Genomic DNA, 20,236 nt, shown 5'->3' with positions numbered 1-20,236 from the left:
TTTCATTAACATCACATCGTTCTATTATGTCTTTAATGAATGCTTTTTATAATTGATTAAAATGTTGCCTGTAAGCCCATTGATATAGTTCGTATATTGGGATAACGTGTTCCATTTCCTGTATTTAACTCTGGATCCCAAAGCTTAAATTTACTCCAGTATAATAAGTTAACACCTTGCAAATAGATGCGCGCATTTTTCATATGCAATTTTTCAAGAAAATCCTTTTTAAAATTGTACCCAAAGTCGAGAGTTTTAAGACGAAGAAAATCCATATCTTTTACCCACCAAGATGATGTTACAGCATTATTCTTATTGGCAGCATTACCATATGCCAAACGAGGATAGAATGGATTTTCCAATGGATTTTCTTCCGTCCATCGATCTTCAGAAATTGCAAAGAGATTACTTCTTTCTGCTCCGGTACTATTATTGAATGGAATAATTCCATCTCCCCCTAATACACGTTCAGCGCCTGAAATTCCTTGAAAAAACGCGCCAAAATAGAATTGTTTATAGCTTACATTAAAGCCAAAACCATACACAGAATTTGGCACGTCGCCATTACCGATACGGGAAATATCATTTGCATCTACTTTCCCATCGCCATTAAGATCTTTATAACGAATATCTCCAATACGTTGAGCTCCTAAGGCAGACTGGTCAGCATGGTTGCTAATATCATCTGCTGACTGAAATAATCCATCTGCTTGATATCCATAGATTGACAAGACATTATTCCCCCTTCTTTCCATATAAGAGTAGGGTTGTCGAGGTTGATCATTTTCAATAATCTTGTCCTTATTATAAGTATATGTTGCTCTTAAATCGACACGCACGTTACCTATTGGGAAAGGAGCCAATTCTAAAGTCCCATCAATTCCTTTGTTTTGAATAATCCCTAAATTATCCCACGGATTGCTATTTAGCCCCACAAAATCTGGTAAAGAAGCTCTTTGTAAGAATACTCCTGTTCTTTTTTCTTTAAATAAATCAACCGTTAGGGATAACTTATTTTGCAATGTTTTCAATTCAATACCCAAGTTCTGCTTATGTGATTCTGCCCATTGAACATTAGTCCCATAATCCGTAATCGCTGTTCCACCATAGCCAACATTATTTGATCCATTGCCAAAAGTATAGCCACTGGCTCCAGTATTAATTAGTGTTAAATACCCAAATCTTCGAGCACCGCCATTACTTCCATCCCCAACTTTACCATCCGAATATCTCAATTTCAAGAAATTAACAGTATTTTTCACTGGCTCAAAGAATTTCTCATTTGACACAACCCAGCCCAAACCAAAGGACGGAAAGAATCCGAATTTCATTCCAGGAGCAAAGTTTTCGGAGCCATTATATCCAAAATTTCCTTCGACAAAATATCGATCTTTATATGAATACGTTACACGCCCTGCCATCCCCATACTCCGATAGGGCAAAGAAGAAGTGACACTGTTAGCAAATGCTTCGACAATCTCACGTTGATTGTATAAGAGCATAGCGGAAACCTGATGATCTTCTGCAATGGTCGTATTATAGTTTAATGACGCTTCAGTGTAGAATTGACGGTTTGAATCATTCGCTTTAGAGAATGCCAAATCATCAGTTCCCTGCGATATACTATTTAAAATAGGTGCACCAGATTCATCATATGGGAACAATCGATTTATTAAATATGTACTACGCGTTCTTGTACGATTGATCGTATGCGAGTTCCAAATATCAAAAGAATACAATGCAGAGAAATTTAATCCTTTTAACCAGAAGCTCAGATCTTGCGAAAGTCGTGCATTTGACATCACCTGATTACTAAAAATATTTTGATAACCTGTTTGAGTAATCTGCGCGTATGGATTAGGTTGAGCACCAGCAGAGCTAACACCTGGGACAAAATTGCCTGGGTACATTGCTGGATATAATACTGGATTCGTTTGCATTACATTTGCAAAGGCATCCTCGGGTTTCACTCCGGGATAATTTAAATTTGAAATATAGCCTTGAACCCCTAACTCAAACTTTGTACTTGGCGTAAAATTCATTGCAACATTCGACGTAAAATTGTAACGTTTAAATCGAGTCGTTGCATCATATTTCTGCAGCTCATCTGTCCTCAATAAACTTGATTCGTCATAATATGCTCCAGATACATAATAGGTAGAAAACTCAGAACCTCCTCTCGCACTGAAATTAGCACGCCGATTGCCGGCCACATCCTTAAATATCTGGTCCATCCAATTCACATTGGGATAGAGATAAGGGTCAGTCCCTAAAATAGTATTATTGATATAATTATTTGAATACTCCTTAGACATACCCGTGGCTAATCTTGCTTCATTTCGCAACATCATATAAGTTACACCATCGGTTAATTCAGGTCTCTTGGTAAAAGATGTAAGTCCCTGATTGTAGTTAAACATTAATGAAGGCTTACCTGTAATACCTTTTTTCGTAGTAATAAGTATTACACCATTGGCACCAGCCACTCCATAGACCGCAGTTGCGGCGGCATCCTTTAGCACTGTAAATGAAGAAATATCTTCAGCGTCAAAGCTATTTATATCACGCCCCTGAACTCCATCAACGACAACTAAAGGTCCTGTAGACCCCGACATACTCGAAATACCACGAATCCAAAGATCAGCACCATCAGAACCTGGTAAACCAGAACGCTGTACGCCTACCAATCCAGAAATTCGTCCTGCCAATACAGTACTTAAATTCGCAACAGGCAACTTTAAGTCCTCTACTTTTACACTAGATTGAGCACCAACAACAGAGATCTTCTTTTGTTGTCCATAACCAATAACGACAACCTCGTTAATACTATTGCTAACTGCTTTTAATACGATATTAAGAGTAATCGCATTATTGATAGCAATTTTATAAGCTTCATATCCTACAAAAGAGATATTTAATGAATCGCCTCTACTGGCATATAACTCAAATTGCCCAACATCGTTTGTAACGGTTGAATTATTCGTATTCTGATTATTAATTGTTACCCCCGATAAATTAGTATTCATCTCATCTCGTACCACTCCTTTAATCAGCACCTGACCATTTTGTTGCCCTATGGCCTTTTCTATAAAGAGGCAAAGGCACAGCAATATCGTGAATGCTCCAAATTGAAATATTTTCTTCATTATTTTTAGATTATTGGTTCGAATTTTTTTGTGGATCAGATATTAACCGCCATTCAGCCATTTGAAATAGCCCTGTACCACCATAAATAGCCTTGATTTGAAGCCTATAGTATTTATACTTGGTGACATTATCCACTTCAAAGCGTACCTGTTGATTTCGTGTATCAAACTTGTAACCTGTCTTAGAGTCAATCGTAGTCCATGATGCTCGGTCATTTGAACCTACAAGCTCCCAATCTTTTGGATCGCGATCTTGAGCATCATTAGCCGAGGCAACGATATAGGCTGTCGCAGCTATCCCCCCAGGAAAAGCCAACTCAATGTAAAGATCATTTTGATAGGGGTTTATAAGAAATTTGGTTCCATAGTCGTTATCAACAACTTTTAGGGATCCTTCTCCCGCGGTTTTTCCACCGCTATTTTCTCGATTGACAGACAATTCTCCATAGACTGTAATATCCATCTCGGGCTCTTCCTCCGTAGGGAGGAGATCATATTGTCTTACCTCTGACTTATCACAGGCATTAAACAACAGTAACATGCCAATTAGGGGCACGAACTGTTTAAATTGGGTTAGTTTTTTCATAAAAGGTCTTTTATTTCACCAACTAAAACGAATTAGTCCGATGAAGATAAAAAAGACTTAAAAAAAAACTTGTTAATCAATTGTTAACGACAAAAAATAAATTAGTCATTCCTATGCTTACGAATGATAAAGCCTACTTTATAAACAGTTTCGATTCGCACTTTTTCGGATTTTATTAAAATTTTTCTAATTTTTGAGATAAACACATCCAAACTTCGTCCCATAAAGTAATCATTTTCCCCCCAAAGTGCATTCAAGATTTCTTCCCGTGATAAAATCCGCTCCGTATTTTCCAAAAGAAACTTCCAAACCTCAAATTCTCTACCAGTTAGCCTTTGCAAAATTTGATTTCCGACTTTCAATTCCATCGTATCACTTTGGAGTGAAACATCTCCAATTTCTAATACAGCGACCTTACGTGGCAGGCCTCTTGCTAGAATATTATTCAGCCGCCAAACAAGCTCCTCTGTATCAAACGGTTTTACTATATAATCCTCAGCTCCAAGCTTCAACCCCTTAATGCAACTTTCTTTAGAATTCCTAGCTGTCAAAAATAAAAACCGTAGATCTTTATTCAATAATTTCAATTGACGTACCACTTCAAAACCGTTGGTTGAAGGTAATTGAATATCAACAATCAAAAGATCAAAATAAGAATGTTTACAGATCTTTAGTGCATCAGTACCATCGCCAACCCAATTGACCTCGAAACCGCTTCTATTCAATAATAGTTCCAATTCTAGCCCCAAATCGGGATCGTCTTCAATTAATAATATTTTTCCTTCCATTATTTTACTACGGGTATTATAACATCAAACTGTGCACCTTCTCCACTTAAATCTGTTAACATCAACCGCCAACCATGCACTTCAATGATTTTACCAACAAGATATAATCCGAGCCCCAATCCTTCTATGTTAAAACTTCTTTCGCCACGTTCAAATTTTCTAAAAATACGACTACTTTCTAACTTTTGAATACCAATCCCATTATCGACAATTGAAATAATAATTTGTTCAAGATCACTGTAACTTACAGAAAGTTCAACTAATTTCGAATCACTGATATTATGTTTTAACCCATTTTCCACTAAATTGGTTAAAAGTGTTGTTAGCATAAAGGAATCATAACGACACTCCGCATCTGAAATACCCTCTTCAAATTTCAATGAAATTTTTGCCTGACTTTTCCATTTAATCTGTAAGTCTAAGACTATGTCATGAATATCTGAAAGGATAAAATGAGATTGTAATTTGGCCGACTCAGGCGAAAAAGCTGATACTTCAATTGCTTGATTAACCAATCTATCTAAGCGTTGAACCTGCCTATTAATAACTTCAATACTACGATAATTTTCTAATGCAAATCTTTCCAATAAATCGGCTTTCATATTTTTAATAGAAACACCTATTGTCGTTAGAGGAGTTTTAAACTCATGTGTAATACTATTGAAAAAATCACCGGAAATTTCATTCAACTTTTTTTGCTTTATCCAATTATGCCAAGTAACTGCAAATATGATAATTATAACAAGAATACTAATAATAGCAAGTGACAACACAGGTAACATATTAAAAAGTATACCCTTTACATAATTATATTTTTGTATATAGAACTTAAAGCCAACTAAAGCCGAATTTGGATTTGGAGCTGTTACAGTAAGACCCGAAACTACATTTTTCTTACCAATTGCCTCTATTTTACCTCCAATAATCCCATCTACTTTATCTGCGAAATTAAGAACCTCATAATAATGAATGCCATCAAAAGTTATTGATAATCGTTCTATACATAATGCATATTCGTATTCTGCCACATTGAGACCTTGCTTTTTAAGCAAATCGTCCAACAAACTATCAAATGTAGCTCTCTTCCTCAATGTTTCTAATAATTCTCGTTCAACTTCCTTTAATGCTCTGGTAAACTTAAGAGGATTTTGGTGTATCTCATTTAGAATAGCATATTTAGACTTCAGGATAGAATCAATTATATGCTTACCACCAGGAAAAATCAAATCATTTACGATCGATTTTTCGTAACTACTCTTTAATTCTTCCTTTTCCTTTTTCAAAAAGCCCAATTGTTCAATTTCATATACATTGTAGATCAAACGTATCTGCAGTGCAATTAAAACAATAAACCCGATTACCGCCAACCACTGAATAATTCTAATTTGATCGGACTTATTCTCAAATAGAAACTTACATGCTATTCTTTTCACTATATTTAGATTAGTTTACTCATATTATTCAACGCGTCGACATTACATTAACGTATCACCAATTTTGATTTAATCATATATTTTTTTGCAGTGGAAACACCTTGTTCTATCTCTTTCAATAATACTTTCACACAAGTTTTAGCCAATGGTTCCAATGGTTGCTGAATACAGGAAATTTTAGGATTCAAGATATCAAATAATTCATGGTCATCAAAAGAAAACATCGGAAAATTATAGCTATTCTCAGGTGCCGACCGTAATACCTTCAATCCGAGAATACAAAGATAATTTGTGGTAAAAAATAGACCATCTAAGCCTATCTGCTTAGCTGCCCAATTTTTCAACATACGTGAACCTTTCTGCTTCAGGTGCTGATAAGGTAATTGCAGTATGCGAGATTCCATTCCGTATGTGTCACAAAACTCCAAATAAGCACGCTTACGCGCCAGCATTTGTGGCTGATCTGAATCAATCGTTACCAAGCCAAAATTTCGACAACCAATAGATTTCAAATGATCGCAGGCATTTTTCCCACTATCCTCGTTGTTTATATGTACATAATGGGTTTCTACTCTTGGCGAATTTCTATCAAAAACTACTAATGGAACTCGATAGTCCAATATTTTTCGTAGATGCTCATCCAGATCTACTGTGGGGGCCAAAATAATCCCCTCCACTTTTTTTTCCAACATCGAATCGATGATATCGCGTGCATTTTGCGAATCTCCAAGCGTACTACTGTAGAGGACGTGATAATTTTTCTTTCGGAACAATTCCTCTACATACAAAGCAAATGGACCAAAAAAAGAATCCCCAATATTCTCTACAATTAGACCAATAGTATTTGACCGTCCCGTTGCTAAACTCTTAGCGAGTGCATTGGGTTTATAGCCGACTTTTTCAACGTATGCAAGTACGCGGCTTTCCAATTCCTTGCTAATGCGTGCTCGCTCGGCTTTGTGATTGATGACTAACGAAACAGTTGATTTAGACACATTGAGTTCCTGTGCTATTTCTTTAATTGATTTGGCCATAAGAGCATTTTCATAAAATTAGGGTGAAATTAGAAAATAAATATGAACATATCGGAGATTACAATTGATAGCACACACTAAATTATTACACAATCGTATGCGCGAGAGTCAAAAAAGGCTTAGATTGACAATGAAGACTGTTTAACTAATACTTTTATGCCTCGATAAATAACGACCGATATGGCCTAAAAGGTATTTTTGCTTAGATTTAAACTTCATTTTTCATGAATAGCAAATGTCTATTACAAATAGATGTATAAAAAAGGAATACAAACCATTATTGATAACCATCAGAATTTCTTAAAAGATTAAGATGACCATTATCTAAATTAGTGGCCTATCCTAACCAACAAAGAGATTTGATTTGACGAATGAACTAGATGCAAATGAAAACACCTTTTATGTTATCTTTTCTGATGATGTTAACAGCCATGGCCGTAGCGCAAGAGAAAGACAAAAGACCCAATATCATACTTATTATGGCGGATGATCTTGGTTATGGAGACCTTGGGGTATATGGTCAGCAAAAAATTGAAACGAGGCATATTGATTCATTGGCTGCCAAGGGAATGAAATTTGATAACTTCTACGCTGGTACATCTGTATGCGCTCCGTCGCGGTCATCGTTAATGACAGGACAGCACACCGGCCATACCTATATACGCGGTAACAAAGAAATTGAGCCCGAAGGACAACAGCCGCTAGCAGACTCTGTACAAACTTTTGCTATGCTCCTCCAACAAGCTGGATATACAACCGGTGCGTTTGGCAAATGGGGACTTGGCATGGTCCATACAACAGGTGCTCCTGATCAAAAAGGATTCGATGAATTCTATGGCTATAACTGCCAACGTCAATCCCATCGCTACTACCCAACTCACCTCTGGCATAATAACGAAAGGATAGAACTCCACGGCAATGGTTTAATGGCCCAAGGACAGTATGCTCCAGCATTAATTCAAGAAAAGACCTTGAAATTTATTGATGAAAATAAAGAAAAACCTTTTTTCCTTTATGTATCTACAGTTCTTCCTCACGCCGAATTATCGGGTCCGGATGACAAATATTATCAGTTATATGCAGACAGGTTTGATGAAAAACCACATAAAGGCAATGACTATGGACCGCAAGCTACGGTTACTGGCTACGCTTCGGTAAAAAAACATCATGCCATGTATGCGAGTATGGTAAGCCGTATGGATGCTTATGTCGGTCAAATTGTTGATCGGTTACGCGAAAACAAGCTATTGGATAATACAATTATCATTTTTACAAGCGACAACGGATCGCACAAAGAAGGCGGAGCCGATCCCAATTTTTTCAATAGCTCTGGCGGGTTACGCGGCAACAAACGCGACCTCTATGAAGGTGGCATCAAGACCCCTTTCATTGTTTATTGGCATGATAAAGTTGCGGAAGGAAAAACCTCAAACTACCTGGGCGCTTTTTGGGATATTATGCCTACGATAGTCGAGCTTGCCGGGACAAAAAAACCGCATTATACAGACGGAATTTCATTTTTACCAACGCTGCTAGGTAAAAACAAGCAACAAAAACAGCACCAATACCTGTACTGGGAATTTCATGAAGATGGGGGTCGTCAAGCCCTGCGCCAAGGAGATTGGAAACTTATCTTACAAAAAGTGACAAGTAGCCAACCTACAGCCGAACTATATAATCTCAAACAAGATCCAAAAGAACAACACAATATTGCCCAGGAAAACCCAAAGAAAGTAAAAGAATTACGTCAGCTGATTGAAAAAGCGCATGTCGAAAGTGATATTTTCCCATTAACAAGTGTAAATATGCACATAAAATAAGGTTTGGGGAGTAGCAAACTGAGCGTTATTTTCCCCAAAAAACATTAAAATTCCTGAAAGTATAGCAGCAGGAAAAAGATACCAAGAAATAGAAATGATTGACTTCCTATACAGGCACAAAAAAAGATCCTAGCCCACTGTAGAACTAGGATCGTATAGATAAAGAAGTACCGCCAACAGATACCATTTATCAATGAATCGTTAGCTTATTATCCCAACTGAGGGTCAGTTTTCGAATGATTACCCGTTTCCACACGCCCCGCAAACTGGCGTACAAATTTGGTTCCCTCCACGTGCAAAGTAACATCATACCAGCCATGGGTTTTATGAGATTCCACAATCCACTTCGTAGATTTCCCTGCCGCAAGTACAATAGATTTCTTCCAGGTGCTGTAAGCATTATCTTCTACATGTACACGCATTGATTTTCCCCCTTTGTTATGGGCCTCCAGTACAAGATTACCCGTCAAAAGACCTTTCTTCCCGATTTCATAGGTCGCTCCAACAGATAAGGGTTCCTCCTGTCCTTTAAATCCGCGCATAAAACCATTAGGTCCGTACACAGTCAAATCGTAAAGGTGATCTTTAAAGTCCGCCAAGTTCCAGTCAAAGCTTAGTTCCTGACCAGCGACAACTGCAAATGGCCAAAATTTCACTCCGTCTTTATAACTCGGGCCACTATAGACATTAAATGGGCTATTTAACGATTTACTACCAAATACCTTATTGCCAACTTCTAGTGTCAGATGAATCTGATTGTGTTCCTTAGCAAAAGAGTCTTTTACATAAAGCTCGTAAGCCAACGCGCTGGAGTTTTTTTGGCCTTTCTCCTGTCTTGCCAGTAAAGTGGAACGACCTTTAGACCGCAATCCTGCGGCATCCTCTTTCGACCAAACATGAAAATTATTAGGTAGTGGTTTCGATTTCGCTTGATCAATCGCATAAATCTGCTGATTCCGATCAAGGAAAGGCAAATCAACAGCATTCGCTCCCTCAGCTTTCCGAAATATCGATGTCAAATCACCTGTAATGGCCCGGCGCCAAGAGCTGATATTCTCCTCTTTCACCTGCTTGCCCAACTTTTTCTCAAAGAAATGCTCCATAAACTGAATCGTCGATGTGATATCGCAAATCTCCGAATTGACCCAACCGCCTTTTGACCAAGGTGACGCCACAATCAAAGGTACGCGGTAACCGAGCCCCACTGGGCCTTCCGTTGCATTATCTTTTTCTTCACCGTCGGCAAGCTCCTGTGCTAAACTCACATATTCACCGCTATAATCCAATTCCGGAGAGGTCTTTCCTGAATGGCTATCTACGGGATTAGGTGCTACAAAAGGAGGAATATGGTCAAAATAACCATCATTCTCATCATAGTTCAGAATAAAAATGGTTTTCTTCCAGACTTCTGGATTCTCTGTCAGAATATTCAAAAGCTCCGATACATACCAAGCTCCATACATAGGGGCGCTCGGGTGATCTGAGAAGCTTTGTGGTGCTACAAGCCACGACACAGCAGGTAACTTCCCAGATTTCACATCATGTCTAAATTGGTGTAAAACATCTCCCTTAGGAACAATAATCTTTTCACCTTCATGTGTCACTACGCTTGTCTCACGATAGAAAGAATCACTCTCATTCGTTTGAAAAGCGCGTTCATGCAAGGCACGCTGTTCTTTAGGAAGCTGCTGAAAAGCATGATCCGTAAGACGTGCCAAATGTTTTTGATAGCTATTCAGCTGCTCCTGCTTCTGCTTGAGTTTATTCTGTGTTTTCTGGACACTCTCAGAGCTATTATTCGCTAATGCTTTTTCAAGTTCCTGAATCTCCGCTGGTAATTCTGCCACACGTTTACGCATAAAATCAAGATGGCTTTTCTTGAATTCAATATGATATTGTGCAAACCATTCCAAATTGTTGTCTGTAAAATTTCCCAACAGATCCTCACCGTTTAAGCCACTTTCTATGCTGACTTCATTTTGGTAGACTTTCCAGGAGATCCCTGCTTCTTCCAAGCGCTCAGGAAAAGTCTTCCAATGTGCCCAACGGTTAAAATAGATATCTGAATTCCGCACCAATGGCTTCGCCCCTTTATGTGGCACACAGGTTCCCGTCCAAAAGAAATGCCTATTGGTGGTTGTACCTGTAATAGACGAACAGAAGTGCTGGTCACAGATTGTAAAGGCATCAGCTAATGCATAATAAAAAGGGATATCCTCCCGTGTATAATAACCCATTGTCAACGGAATCTCTCTCAAGACCTTTCCTCCTGGTCTTTTCGCTTCAATCCAGTTATCGTGCTTTCCCTGATTACGGGCTGCCATTTGGTTTTCCCAGGAATGTGGTAAATTTCCGGTCCAGGCAGCATTTGAGTTTTTGATATCCAGTCGGAACGGCGAATAAGTCTTACCTGCAGCCGACGACTGCAACCATACCGGATTACCATTAGGTAATTTAATCGCCCGTGGGTCATTGAATCCCCGAACCCCACGAAGTGTTCCAAAACTATGATCAAAAGAACGATTCTCTTGCATTAATAATACAATATGTTCTGCATCTAAAAAGGTACTTCCTGTTATAGGTTCAATCGCCAATGCACGCTGTATGGCATCTGGCATAGCACTCTGTAAGCCAAAAACACCAGCTAACAAGGAAGCCTTCTTGATAAAATCTCTTCTGCTATCCATAAATAAATTTGTTATCTCTCTACTAAATTCAATGGTCTGAGGCGAATATATCCATTCGCTGTCGTTTTTAATGTAACGTTTTTAACAAAAATCCCCGCAAACGATTGATCTCATCTGCGGGGATTGTTTTTTTTCGAAGGACTTATTTCAAAAGCCACATCAATTGGTTGGTCTCATCATTGCCTTTATATTGGCGTTGCATTGCCTCGTCCAAATTTGCAGAATTATAATTGTACTCTAATGATGGGTAACGCCACCGCATCGGTATTTTATCCGGTGCGACTGAATTCAAACTTGAAGTTGGATTGATTTTCCATTTAGGATAGCCCGTTCTTCTGTAATCATAATATGGAGTCATACGTCCCTGCAAGTAACTGGCTAAATATTTTTGTGTCATAATAGCCTCCAGTTGTGCTTCGAGTACGACCGGAAATTGATTTCCATAAGTTGTTACTGCTGTATTGATGTAGTTGGCATCCAATGGCATATTATGAGTATATTGAGCCGTATTCGGCGTATTATCCGCTATAAATTTCATTGCGGCTTCAATTCCTTTCTTATACCAATTAACGGAAGATTCCGCAACCCAGCCCCGTGCGGCAGCTTCAGCTATCACAAAACATAGATGTGCATAACTGTATTGTTGTGTTGGTTCACCACTAACTAGTTCCGTATAACGGTCATTCAATTTAGAATAATCATTTTTCTTCTTTAACTCAGCAATTTCACTAAAGGAAAGAGAAGGATCTGTCCCTATGTAAGCGCTAAAATCATTAGATTGTTTGCCGTTTGTGATCTGTAATGCGGAAGGATTCGCATAATAAAACAATCTTCTATCTTGATATTGTTTCAATCGGTCAATAACCTCTGTCGAAACAATAGGATAAATAACAAAGCTATTACTAATCTTATAAAAAGGATAAGTTTGGATGGCTTTGTCCTCATGAACGACTTGAAAATTATCTGCATTACTACCAAAGATCGGTTTACTGGTCAAGATTGATTTAAAACGATCTTTTATCTTCAGATCGGCATCACTTTCTTTTTTGCTTAATTGAATAAGAACATTTAATGCAAAGCTGTTTACCAATTTGCGCCATTTCGTGACATCTCCAGCGAACAATGGATCACCATCAAATTTTTCACCTTCCGAAAAGAGCTTATCTGCAAGCTCCAACTCGTTCAAAATACCCAGAAAAACATCTTTTTGAGTATCATATTTAGGGAAATAAACCTTATCCGTTTCCCCTTTTAATGCATCTTTATAGGGAATATCTCCAACACTCATTGTCCCCTCGTAAAACTTCATGGCACGAGCAAAATACATCAGACCATTATACGAGTTCTTGAGTTTTTCACTTGTTGCAAACTCTCCCATAAAATGAGCATCGTTGATCGAGGTCATCGAGATATCCCATTCGCCGAGGCTATTGTATTGATACCCCTCTGTTAATTCTGTCCAAGCAATCTCTTTGGTAAGCATATAAGGCTGCATAAAACCTTTAGTTGAGGACTGGCGTGCCAAATTTAATATTATACGAGTAGCCAACATGGAAGGTTTAACAACCGATGGTGTCTCAGGATTGGTATTGATCTCATCAAATTTGGAACAACTTGTCGACATCACCAAAGTACCAAGGGTGATATACGTCAATAATCTTTTCATGTTCATATTTGTCATGTAATTTTTAAAAAGTAAGGTTAATATTGAAACCAATGTAACGCATCGATGGTGAACTTAAATCTTCAGAACCAACATCTGGATCTGAGAAACGGAACTCTTTGGTCCACAACAATAAATTTTGCCCAGTCACACCGACACTGGCGCGTTTCGCTTTAAACTTCGAAGCGATCTTATCGGGCATTCGGTAACTAAGCGACAATTCACGAAGTTTAATGAATGTTTCGTCCCAATAATTCCATCGGCCTGAATAGGCTCGTTTGTAATACCCCTCATATGAAACCACTTTATCATTTGGAGCAAATACACGCGTATCCTCTGTAATCTGACCGTATTTATCATAGGTCACACTACCGGAAACAATTTTCACACCCGGAGCGATAAAGGTTTTATTGCCATTAACCACTTCCTCATAACGGTATGGTGTATCTGAATCAGGATGAGAACCTGTCTGCCATAAACGACCATTCATTGTTGAGTAGGACATCCCTTTAATTCGACCATCTAGGCTAAAACCAAATGAGAAGTCTCTATAACGAAACTGATTTGAAAAACCCCAAAACCATTTTGGCGCAGTATATCCTATTAATTGATTGGCATACTGAGCTGAAATTGGCATCCCAGAACTATTTAGTATCATCTGTCCATCCGGAGAACGCTCCCAGTCCTTATATTCGATATAATCGGCCCGCAATCCTTCCTTAACATATAATGCATCTTTTGAATATTGAGGATCCAACTTGTGGAAATAGCGCATGTTCTGAGAAAGGTTCATCGTAATATCCCACTGGAAATTTTCACGCTTAATCGGTGTACCTCCCAATGTGATTTCATGCCCTTTAGTCATCTCCTCCTCCTTTGTATTGATCAAACGCTCCTCAAATCCGGTAGTTTTTGAAATCTTAGCTTTGACAATCTGATTGTGTAATAAGCGATAGTAGCGGGTATAATTACCATACAACCGATTGTTCAATACCGCGAAATCAAACCCGAACTCCGTCAAATCACGTTGCGTAGGTGAAATCGAATAGTCTTTGATAATATTCGGATAGGAGGCTGTTGGCAGGCCATTCCAAACATTGCTTGTTACCGTAAAAGTTGAATTTATCTCATATGGATTCAGTACAGATTTTGTAATAGCCCAAGATCCCCGTACTTTGAACATGTCCAACCAGAGAGGCTTTGATGGAAGTAGGTCCGTAACAACAACACTTCCTGAAATTGAAGGATAAAAATAAGAGCGATGATCCTTCGTTAACGTTGATACCCAATCATTACGTCCAGTAGCTTCCAAAAAGATCGCATTTCGCCAAGACAAAGAAATACGTCCATAAAGGCCATTCCGCATTTCTTTAACACGGGACTCAACCGCTTTTGCCGGATCGATTGAATTCCGTAATGAATAAAATCCTGGAATCGACAAACCGTTAACTGTATTCGCGATCAAATTATTATCCTTGCTGTAGAAAATAGACCCCCCTAATAATCCATCAACTCCCCAATCGCCAAAATTTTTCTTGGCAGTAAAAATCGCATCATTCGTCGTCGCAAAGCCATCATAATCGGCTTTCATATACTTCCCTTTACTATCAAATCCACCAAAATCTTCAAATCCACCCCGTGTTCCATATATTCCGATCGGATTTTGCTGAGTCCTTGACTTGCCATAATAATCATAACCAGATCGCACCATGAATTTCGCCCAATCGTTAACCTTATAATTCAAGGTAACAGCAGCATTCACCTTATTGACTAATTCGGGAGTAGTTTTTTCGTGCGCGATCAAGTATGGATTGTCATACCATCCTTTATACATCCAATTTTGAGACTGGTCTTTCACCAGCCAATAGTCTTTGTAATCTTTCAAATTATATTCAGGGCCGGTCCACACTAAGATATTATAGATGTATCCTTGATCATTATAGCCAGAACCAAAATTATTAGAGGAAGAACTTCGGTTATACCCAAGCCTAGTTTCCAAGTCAAATTTCTCACTGATCTTGGTTGTTCCTGTCACCGAAATATTTGTCAGGTTCAACTTTTGATTGGGATACTGTCCTTTATTATAAATATGATTAATGGATGTTCTTATGCTTCCATGGTCCCCTTGATTCGTAAAGCTGACTGTATTGTTGGTGATGAAGCCTGGTTCCAAAAAGTTTTTAAAATTGTCCTTACCCTTTGACGTAAGCTCACTTACTTCATACTGTTTGCTAATTGGATTCCATTGTTCGGCAGTTCGGCCAATATCCAACTTATCCCCCCAGACATAATCATCATTGTTAAATTTTCCGGACTCGCCTGAAGAATAGCTATGCTGTACCTCAGGCAACGCAAGATAGCCTGAAAAGAACATATTATTGGTATTCACCGTAATCTCTGTTCCTTTCTCTGCTAGACCTTTTTTGGTCGTGATCATGATTGCTCCTCCTTGTCCCTTACTTCCATAAAGGGCGGTAGCGGTAGCTCCTTTCAAGACCGTCATATCCTGGATATTGTCGACAGGGACATCCCTTAGGTCCATATTTTCGTAAGCCACGCCATCAATGACCAAAATAGGGGTCAGTCCACGTACTTCGATTTGTGGTGTTTTGTTAAATTCTGTACTATTCATAACACGTACACCGGAAATACGTCCAGTCAAAGTCGTTCCGACATCTACTCCTTTCACACGAGTCAAATCTTCTCCCTTCACACTTTGAGTTGAATACCCCAAAGCCCTTTGCTCTCTTTTTATTCCCAACGCTGTAACAACAACCTCTTCCAATGCTTCGGAAGATTTTGCTAGTTTAATAGTCCCTGCTTGTGTCGACAAAATTTCAACACTTTCATACCCTATATAGGAAATCTGGAGGATCGCATCGTCAGCAGTATCTGGCAGTTTGAAGACACCGCTTCCGTCGGTAGTTACAGCAATGGCAGTCCCTTTAACTCGTACGGTCACACCAGCGATAGGCTGTCCTGTTTCTTGATCGACAACCTTTCCTCGGATCTCTTTGGCGGCGTTAGAAACTGGCTTGTCGTTTTTCACCTTAGTATCGTTGCCAGTTTTTCTCGATATCACATAGAGCTTCTCATCAATTTTTTTGACCTCAAGATTTCCGTCTGAAATTGTCTGGATAAATTGAACAATTTGCTCCTTTTTCAATTTATCAAGGTCAGCGGCTTCATTGATCTTTTGGTTCGAGATCGAAGCGTCATAACCAAATTTGACATTGAATTTCTGTTCCATTCGCGTGAGGATTTTCCCGATTCCTTCACTGGTAGAAAATTGTGAGGCCATGGTCTGAAGTGCGAGCGACTGAAAGAGCAGCGCACTTCCCATAAGTTTTAAATAGTAATTGGTTCTTTTCATAAATTACTTTTTATGGATAATTGTTTGATTAAATGCAGTATTAAGCATCTTGAGAGATTTTTCCAAATCGCTAGCCGGTAGATAACCGGTATAGCTTTCAGTCCGGAAAGAATCGATTAATTCGAGATGACTGTCAGGATAAAGATTATTTAGATCGGCTACGATCTGTGTGAGTGGAACTTGATTAAATGACAAAAGATCACTTTTCCAGTTCGATGCAGTGCTCGTATCCGCTTTGGATACATCAAATTGCTTGTGTTGCTTATCATAGGCGACTTTCTCACCGGGACTAACAACAGAATATTGTCCAGCACGTGAGACCCGTACTTTACCATGATTCAACACCAGGCTGCTACGTCCTTCAGAACAATTTAAATTAAATGCTGTACCCAATACACGTACATCAAAGTCGCCAGAACTGGCAATAACAAAAGGTTGCTCCGGGTTCCTCGCTACCTCAAAAAATGCTTCCCCAGAAAGCTTTATCCGACGTAAACTGTCTGTATCGAAATCTGACAACAATTCAATCTCTGCCCCTTGTCGAAGAGAAACATGTGTACCATCTGGCAATATAAGGCGCTTAACAAATTTTGTCGGATTGGAATAATAAACAATTTCAGAAGCTGTCGTCCCATGTTGTTCCTTAAATTTAAATTGGAATAGGCAGGCGAGACCGATCAACAGTAAACAGGCGGCGGCAGAAATGACAGACCAACGCCTTTTCCAAATAGGTATTACTGGCTGAGTCAACGAGGTCCCTGTAATCGTAAAGAAGATATCCTCGGAAGTTGTTTTGTTCAGTTCACAATCGCGATCGTCCAACGCAACGACTTCCTCCACATCTGGAAGTTCATCCCTGTCACAAGATGTCAGTAAATCAAGAAATATGGCGTTTTCCTCGGGACTAAGTTCTCCCTTAAGGAATTTTTTATATAAAGCAGCTATTTTGGAATTCATCATCTATGCCCATCTTTAAATACATATACGTAACTAGATGACCGAAAGACGATGCGGCTCTAAAAAATATTTAAAAAAATCAATAGGGCTATTGAAATCTCAAAATGATCAATAATATATTGCCGAACGAACTTATTGCCTTTGACCAATTGATCACGGACGGTATTAACGGAAATCCCAAGCCTATCTGCAATTTCCTGATTATCCAAAAACTCTTCTTTACTCAAAAGAAAAATTTCGAGTCGCGCTTTTGGGAGTTTTGAAATAGCCTCACGATAAACTCGCTCCAAATCTTTAAACCGAATAGCTTCCTCATTCGAATTGTCTACCAATTTGGTCTGATCGATATCTGAAGCTTGAAATTGGAATCTGATCTTTTGTTTCCGAAATTCGTCAAATACAAGGTTTCGGGCAATCGTATAGAGGTAAGACTGCGGATTTTTATTCCCGTCTAATTCCGCCCATTTTTTCCAAATTCGGGAGAATGTTTCCTGGACTAAATCCGCAGCAGCTGGTTCTTCTTTCAGATGTAAATAAGCATATTTATAGACTTTGTCCTTATACAACAAAAAGAAGGTTTTAAAATCCAGGGCATTATTATTTTCAATAGGCATTCTTCATCACATATAATTGATCCTACAAGTTTAGTGAGAATTTTTTAAAATATGCCCATGAAATGCGTAGGATGTGCGGCATGTAAGCTCAAGCTCAACAAGTGATAACAATTTAGTTATAATCAATTTATATTAAATTAACACATATGCATGGATGGGGTATTCGATCAACAAAATAATGGCCAGGAGACCACGCAATCTTCTATAGCAAAGAATAACCTGACTTAAATACATAAAAAAATTCCATGACATGTATGCCATGGAATTTTTATTTATTTCTATTGATTACAATACTGCTTACTATTTTAATAACGGAAATGGCCCCAAGAAGTAAGTTCCTCGTTTATAAAAACGGAGAAAGAAATCAAGTACCGCATCGTCCACTGGAAAGAAGAACTGTTTATCTACCTCCGCCTTAAATAGATTAACATAGTACTTCGGCAACTCGCTTGGGAAAAAATCTTCAACCAAAAGATTCAAAAAATACCGTGCATAAGGTACCTCACTTTGATCATCTTTCTCTACAAAGTTGTTATTCTTTAATGGAAAAAATTCCGCTATACCGCCAAAAACTTCTAAACCCGTTTTTGGATTAAAGAATACCGTAACTTGGGCATCTTCCGTAAGATCCAAATTTGATTCTGGAAGTGGAGATTCTTCTTTGCTCGGATATTTTTGTTGATACTTCTTAAAGAAATCTGTTGCAAATTCCTTCACTTCTTTTCCTTCCATAAACGCAACAGCCGCCTTATGCTCTGACTGGAACAATTTTCCCATATCTTTCAGCTGCTTTTCCGTTTTCTTCAAGCTCTTATCCTTACCATTCAAGGCCTCAATGCGATAAGTCATCTCATACTGCTCCGGTAAATCAAAATTTACCTCGTCGGTATTCACAACGGTCATGATTCCAGAGAGATTCCAAGCATCTTTCCATGGCACAATTTCCATATAGAAAGATAAGGTTTCCGTAGGTTCAACAAATTGCTGTATAGAGTCCTTAAAGATTTTAAATGCTGTCTTTGTACCGATATGTTTTACATGCACATAAAGCTCGTCCGCTTTTACATATTCAAAAAAACTATTAATACGATTACCTAAAGTTTTGACAATACCATATAGCGCATGTTCTTTGCCAACCACCTCAGCTACAAATTCAGATGCCTTCAATGCAAACAGATGCAGTCTGTAATTATTGAAATGGTTATCTCGAACGCGATAGATCATCTGTTGTAACTGATTCTGATCGTGCTGATATCGCCCTATCTCCGCAACTTGCATCAAATGATTGAGATTGGTGTTATATTCACCCGCTGTCAGGTAATTTGTGGCAACAAGCTTTTCAATAAAATTACGGACTTCAAAATAGTTCGCCCCTTCGTTCAAAACATATTCTAGTTTTAACTTTTCATTTTCAGGAGCAACTTCATAATGTTCTTCCAAGATCGAATAAGCCAAATCTGTAACCAATTGGATCAAACGACCACGGGGATCAATAAATAAATGTGGATTACGTTCACTGAAAAATAACCAGGTCAATACAGCAATATCTTCACTATTAATATCCTCAGCATAATAATCCGTTAGGTCATTATCATTATAAAAAGGCAAAAGTTGATTGTATAGTTCTGTATGGATCGTTCTAAAAGCAGCAAAAATTCCTGTTTTCGCAATAACGTCCTCTAAGTAACACGTTAGATAGATACTCAATGTCTTTAAAGCATCGGTATGGATGAGATCATTTGTCTCTTGCTCCTCAAACCATAGTGTAGATAAACTATCATTGATTTCATTTGCAACGCGTAAGTAATAACTATCTATTTCGTTTGTTTTTTGATAAGTATGGTGTGCTATCCAGTCTTGAATAAAAATTCTGTTTCCTCTCATATGAAAAATGCTAAAACCAAAAGTAGCCAAATTTTCGAAATATCCATACGGGCAAAACACAAACGCGGACGAAAATAATATCCATGAGTTAAAGCAACCGCAAACAGCAAATAACACCCAAGAATCCCTCGTGAAATTCTAAAATACGTCCTTACTGCAAAGCAGACTAACTGGACTAAAAGCAGGCGGTATCCGCCAGGAAAGATAAAATTGTCACAAAAAAGAGATACCTAAAAAAGTATCTCTTTTTC

The 20,236-nt window shown here is 38.4% G+C and carries 12 protein-coding genes; 1 reads left to right on the top strand and 11 read right to left on the bottom strand.

Annotated features, from left to right (window positions below; all coding sequences use genetic code 11):
* Window positions 1–56: 56 nt before the first annotated feature.
* The 5 genes from L1283_RS02095 to L1283_RS02075 form a co-directional block, all read right to left on the bottom strand.
* Window positions 57–3,146, bottom strand: a complete 3,090-nt coding sequence (locus L1283_RS02095) for a SusC/RagA family TonB-linked outer membrane protein (RefSeq protein WP_333576850.1) — start codon at window positions 3,144–3,146, stop codon at window positions 57–59.
* Between the two features lie 10 nt (window positions 3,147–3,156).
* Window positions 3,157–3,732, bottom strand: coding sequence for an ATP/GTP-binding protein (locus tag L1283_RS02090; protein ID WP_333576848.1), 576 nt, complete (start codon window positions 3,730–3,732; stop codon window positions 3,157–3,159).
* 101 nt (window positions 3,733–3,833) lie between these two features.
* Window positions 3,834–4,520: a response regulator transcription factor gene (locus L1283_RS02085; protein ID WP_333576846.1), complete on the bottom strand. Its 687-nt coding sequence runs from the start codon at window positions 4,518–4,520 to the stop codon at window positions 3,834–3,836.
* A complete protein-coding gene (locus L1283_RS02080; protein ID WP_333576844.1) occupies window positions 4,520–5,953 on the bottom strand; it encodes a sensor histidine kinase in 1,434 nt (477 codons plus the stop codon). Before L1283_RS02080 ends, L1283_RS02085 begins: the two co-directional genes overlap by 1 nt.
* Window positions 5,954–6,000: 47 nt before the next feature.
* On the bottom strand, window positions 6,001–6,987 hold the full coding sequence (locus L1283_RS02075) for a LacI family DNA-binding transcriptional regulator (protein WP_429625709.1): 987 nt from the start codon (window positions 6,985–6,987) through the stop codon (window positions 6,001–6,003).
* 386 nt (window positions 6,988–7,373) lie between these two features.
* Here L1283_RS02075 and L1283_RS02070 point away from each other — a divergent pair, with 386 nt between their 5' ends.
* Window positions 7,374–8,807 (top strand): arylsulfatase, encoded by a 1,434-nt coding sequence (locus L1283_RS02070; protein WP_429625708.1) that lies wholly within the window; start codon window positions 7,374–7,376, stop codon window positions 8,805–8,807.
* Between the two features lie 209 nt (window positions 8,808–9,016).
* Here the strand turns inward: L1283_RS02070 and L1283_RS02065 are convergent, their stop codons facing one another.
* The 6 genes from L1283_RS02065 to L1283_RS02040 form a co-directional block, all read right to left on the bottom strand.
* Window positions 9,017–11,494, bottom strand: a complete 2,478-nt coding sequence (locus L1283_RS02065) for a phosphocholine-specific phospholipase C (RefSeq protein ID WP_429625707.1) — start codon at window positions 11,492–11,494, stop codon at window positions 9,017–9,019.
* 142 nt (window positions 11,495–11,636) lie between these two features.
* Complete coding sequence (locus L1283_RS02060) at window positions 11,637–13,160, bottom strand: SusD/RagB family nutrient-binding outer membrane lipoprotein (protein ID WP_429625706.1); 1,524 nt, start codon at window positions 13,158–13,160, stop codon at window positions 11,637–11,639.
* Between the two features lie 22 nt (window positions 13,161–13,182).
* Window positions 13,183–16,530 (bottom strand): SusC/RagA family TonB-linked outer membrane protein, encoded by a 3,348-nt coding sequence (locus L1283_RS02055; protein ID WP_429625705.1) that lies wholly within the window; start codon window positions 16,528–16,530, stop codon window positions 13,183–13,185.
* A 3-nt stretch (window positions 16,531–16,533) separates the two neighbouring features.
* Window positions 16,534–17,490 (bottom strand): FecR family protein, encoded by a 957-nt coding sequence (locus L1283_RS02050; protein ID WP_429625704.1) that lies wholly within the window; start codon window positions 17,488–17,490, stop codon window positions 16,534–16,536.
* Between the two features lie 56 nt (window positions 17,491–17,546).
* Window positions 17,547–18,101, bottom strand: a complete 555-nt coding sequence (locus L1283_RS02045; protein ID WP_429625703.1) for an RNA polymerase sigma factor — start codon at window positions 18,099–18,101, stop codon at window positions 17,547–17,549.
* Window positions 18,102–18,401: 300 nt separating this feature from the next.
* Window positions 18,402–19,985, bottom strand: coding sequence for a DUF3843 family protein (locus L1283_RS02040; RefSeq protein WP_429625702.1), 1,584 nt, complete (start codon window positions 19,983–19,985; stop codon window positions 18,402–18,404).
* Between the last annotated feature and the right edge of the window lie 251 nt (window positions 19,986–20,236).

The organism is Sphingobacterium sp. HSC-15S19 (assembly GCF_050433745.1).
GTDB classification, from domain to species: Bacteria; Bacteroidota; Bacteroidia; order Sphingobacteriales; family Sphingobacteriaceae; genus Sphingobacterium; species Sphingobacterium siyangense.
The sequence above is the reverse complement of the archived record's forward strand: the minus strand, read 5'-3'. Positions and strand labels throughout refer to the sequence as shown.

Coding starts and splice junctions, on each gene's coding strand:
- L1283_RS02045 (WP_429625703.1), bottom strand. CDS start 18,101: ATGCCTATTGAAAATAATAATGCCCTGGATTTTAAAACCTTCTTTTTG.
- L1283_RS02060 (WP_429625706.1), bottom strand. CDS start 13,160: ATGAAAAGATTATTGACGTATATCACCCTTGGTACTTTGGTGATGTCG.
- L1283_RS02055 (WP_429625705.1), bottom strand. CDS start 16,530: ATGAAAAGAACCAATTACTATTTAAAACTTATGGGAAGTGCGCTGCTC.
- L1283_RS02050 (WP_429625704.1), bottom strand. CDS start 17,490: ATGATGAATTCCAAAATAGCTGCTTTATATAAAAAATTCCTTAAGGGA.
- L1283_RS02090 (WP_333576848.1), bottom strand. CDS start 3,732: ATGAAAAAACTAACCCAATTTAAACAGTTCGTGCCCCTAATTGGCATG.
- L1283_RS02070 (WP_429625708.1), top strand. CDS start 7,374: ATGAAAACACCTTTTATGTTATCTTTTCTGATGATGTTAACAGCCATG.
- L1283_RS02075 (WP_429625709.1), bottom strand. CDS start 6,987: ATGGCCAAATCAATTAAAGAAATAGCACAGGAACTCAATGTGTCTAAA.
- L1283_RS02085 (WP_333576846.1), bottom strand. CDS start 4,520: ATGGAAGGAAAAATATTATTAATTGAAGACGATCCCGATTTGGGGCTA.
- L1283_RS02065 (WP_429625707.1), bottom strand. CDS start 11,494: ATGGATAGCAGAAGAGATTTTATCAAGAAGGCTTCCTTGTTAGCTGGT.
- L1283_RS02040 (WP_429625702.1), bottom strand. CDS start 19,985: ATGAGAGGAAACAGAATTTTTATTCAAGACTGGATAGCACACCATACT.
- L1283_RS02095 (WP_333576850.1), bottom strand. CDS start 3,146: ATGAAGAAAATATTTCAATTTGGAGCATTCACGATATTGCTGTGCCTT.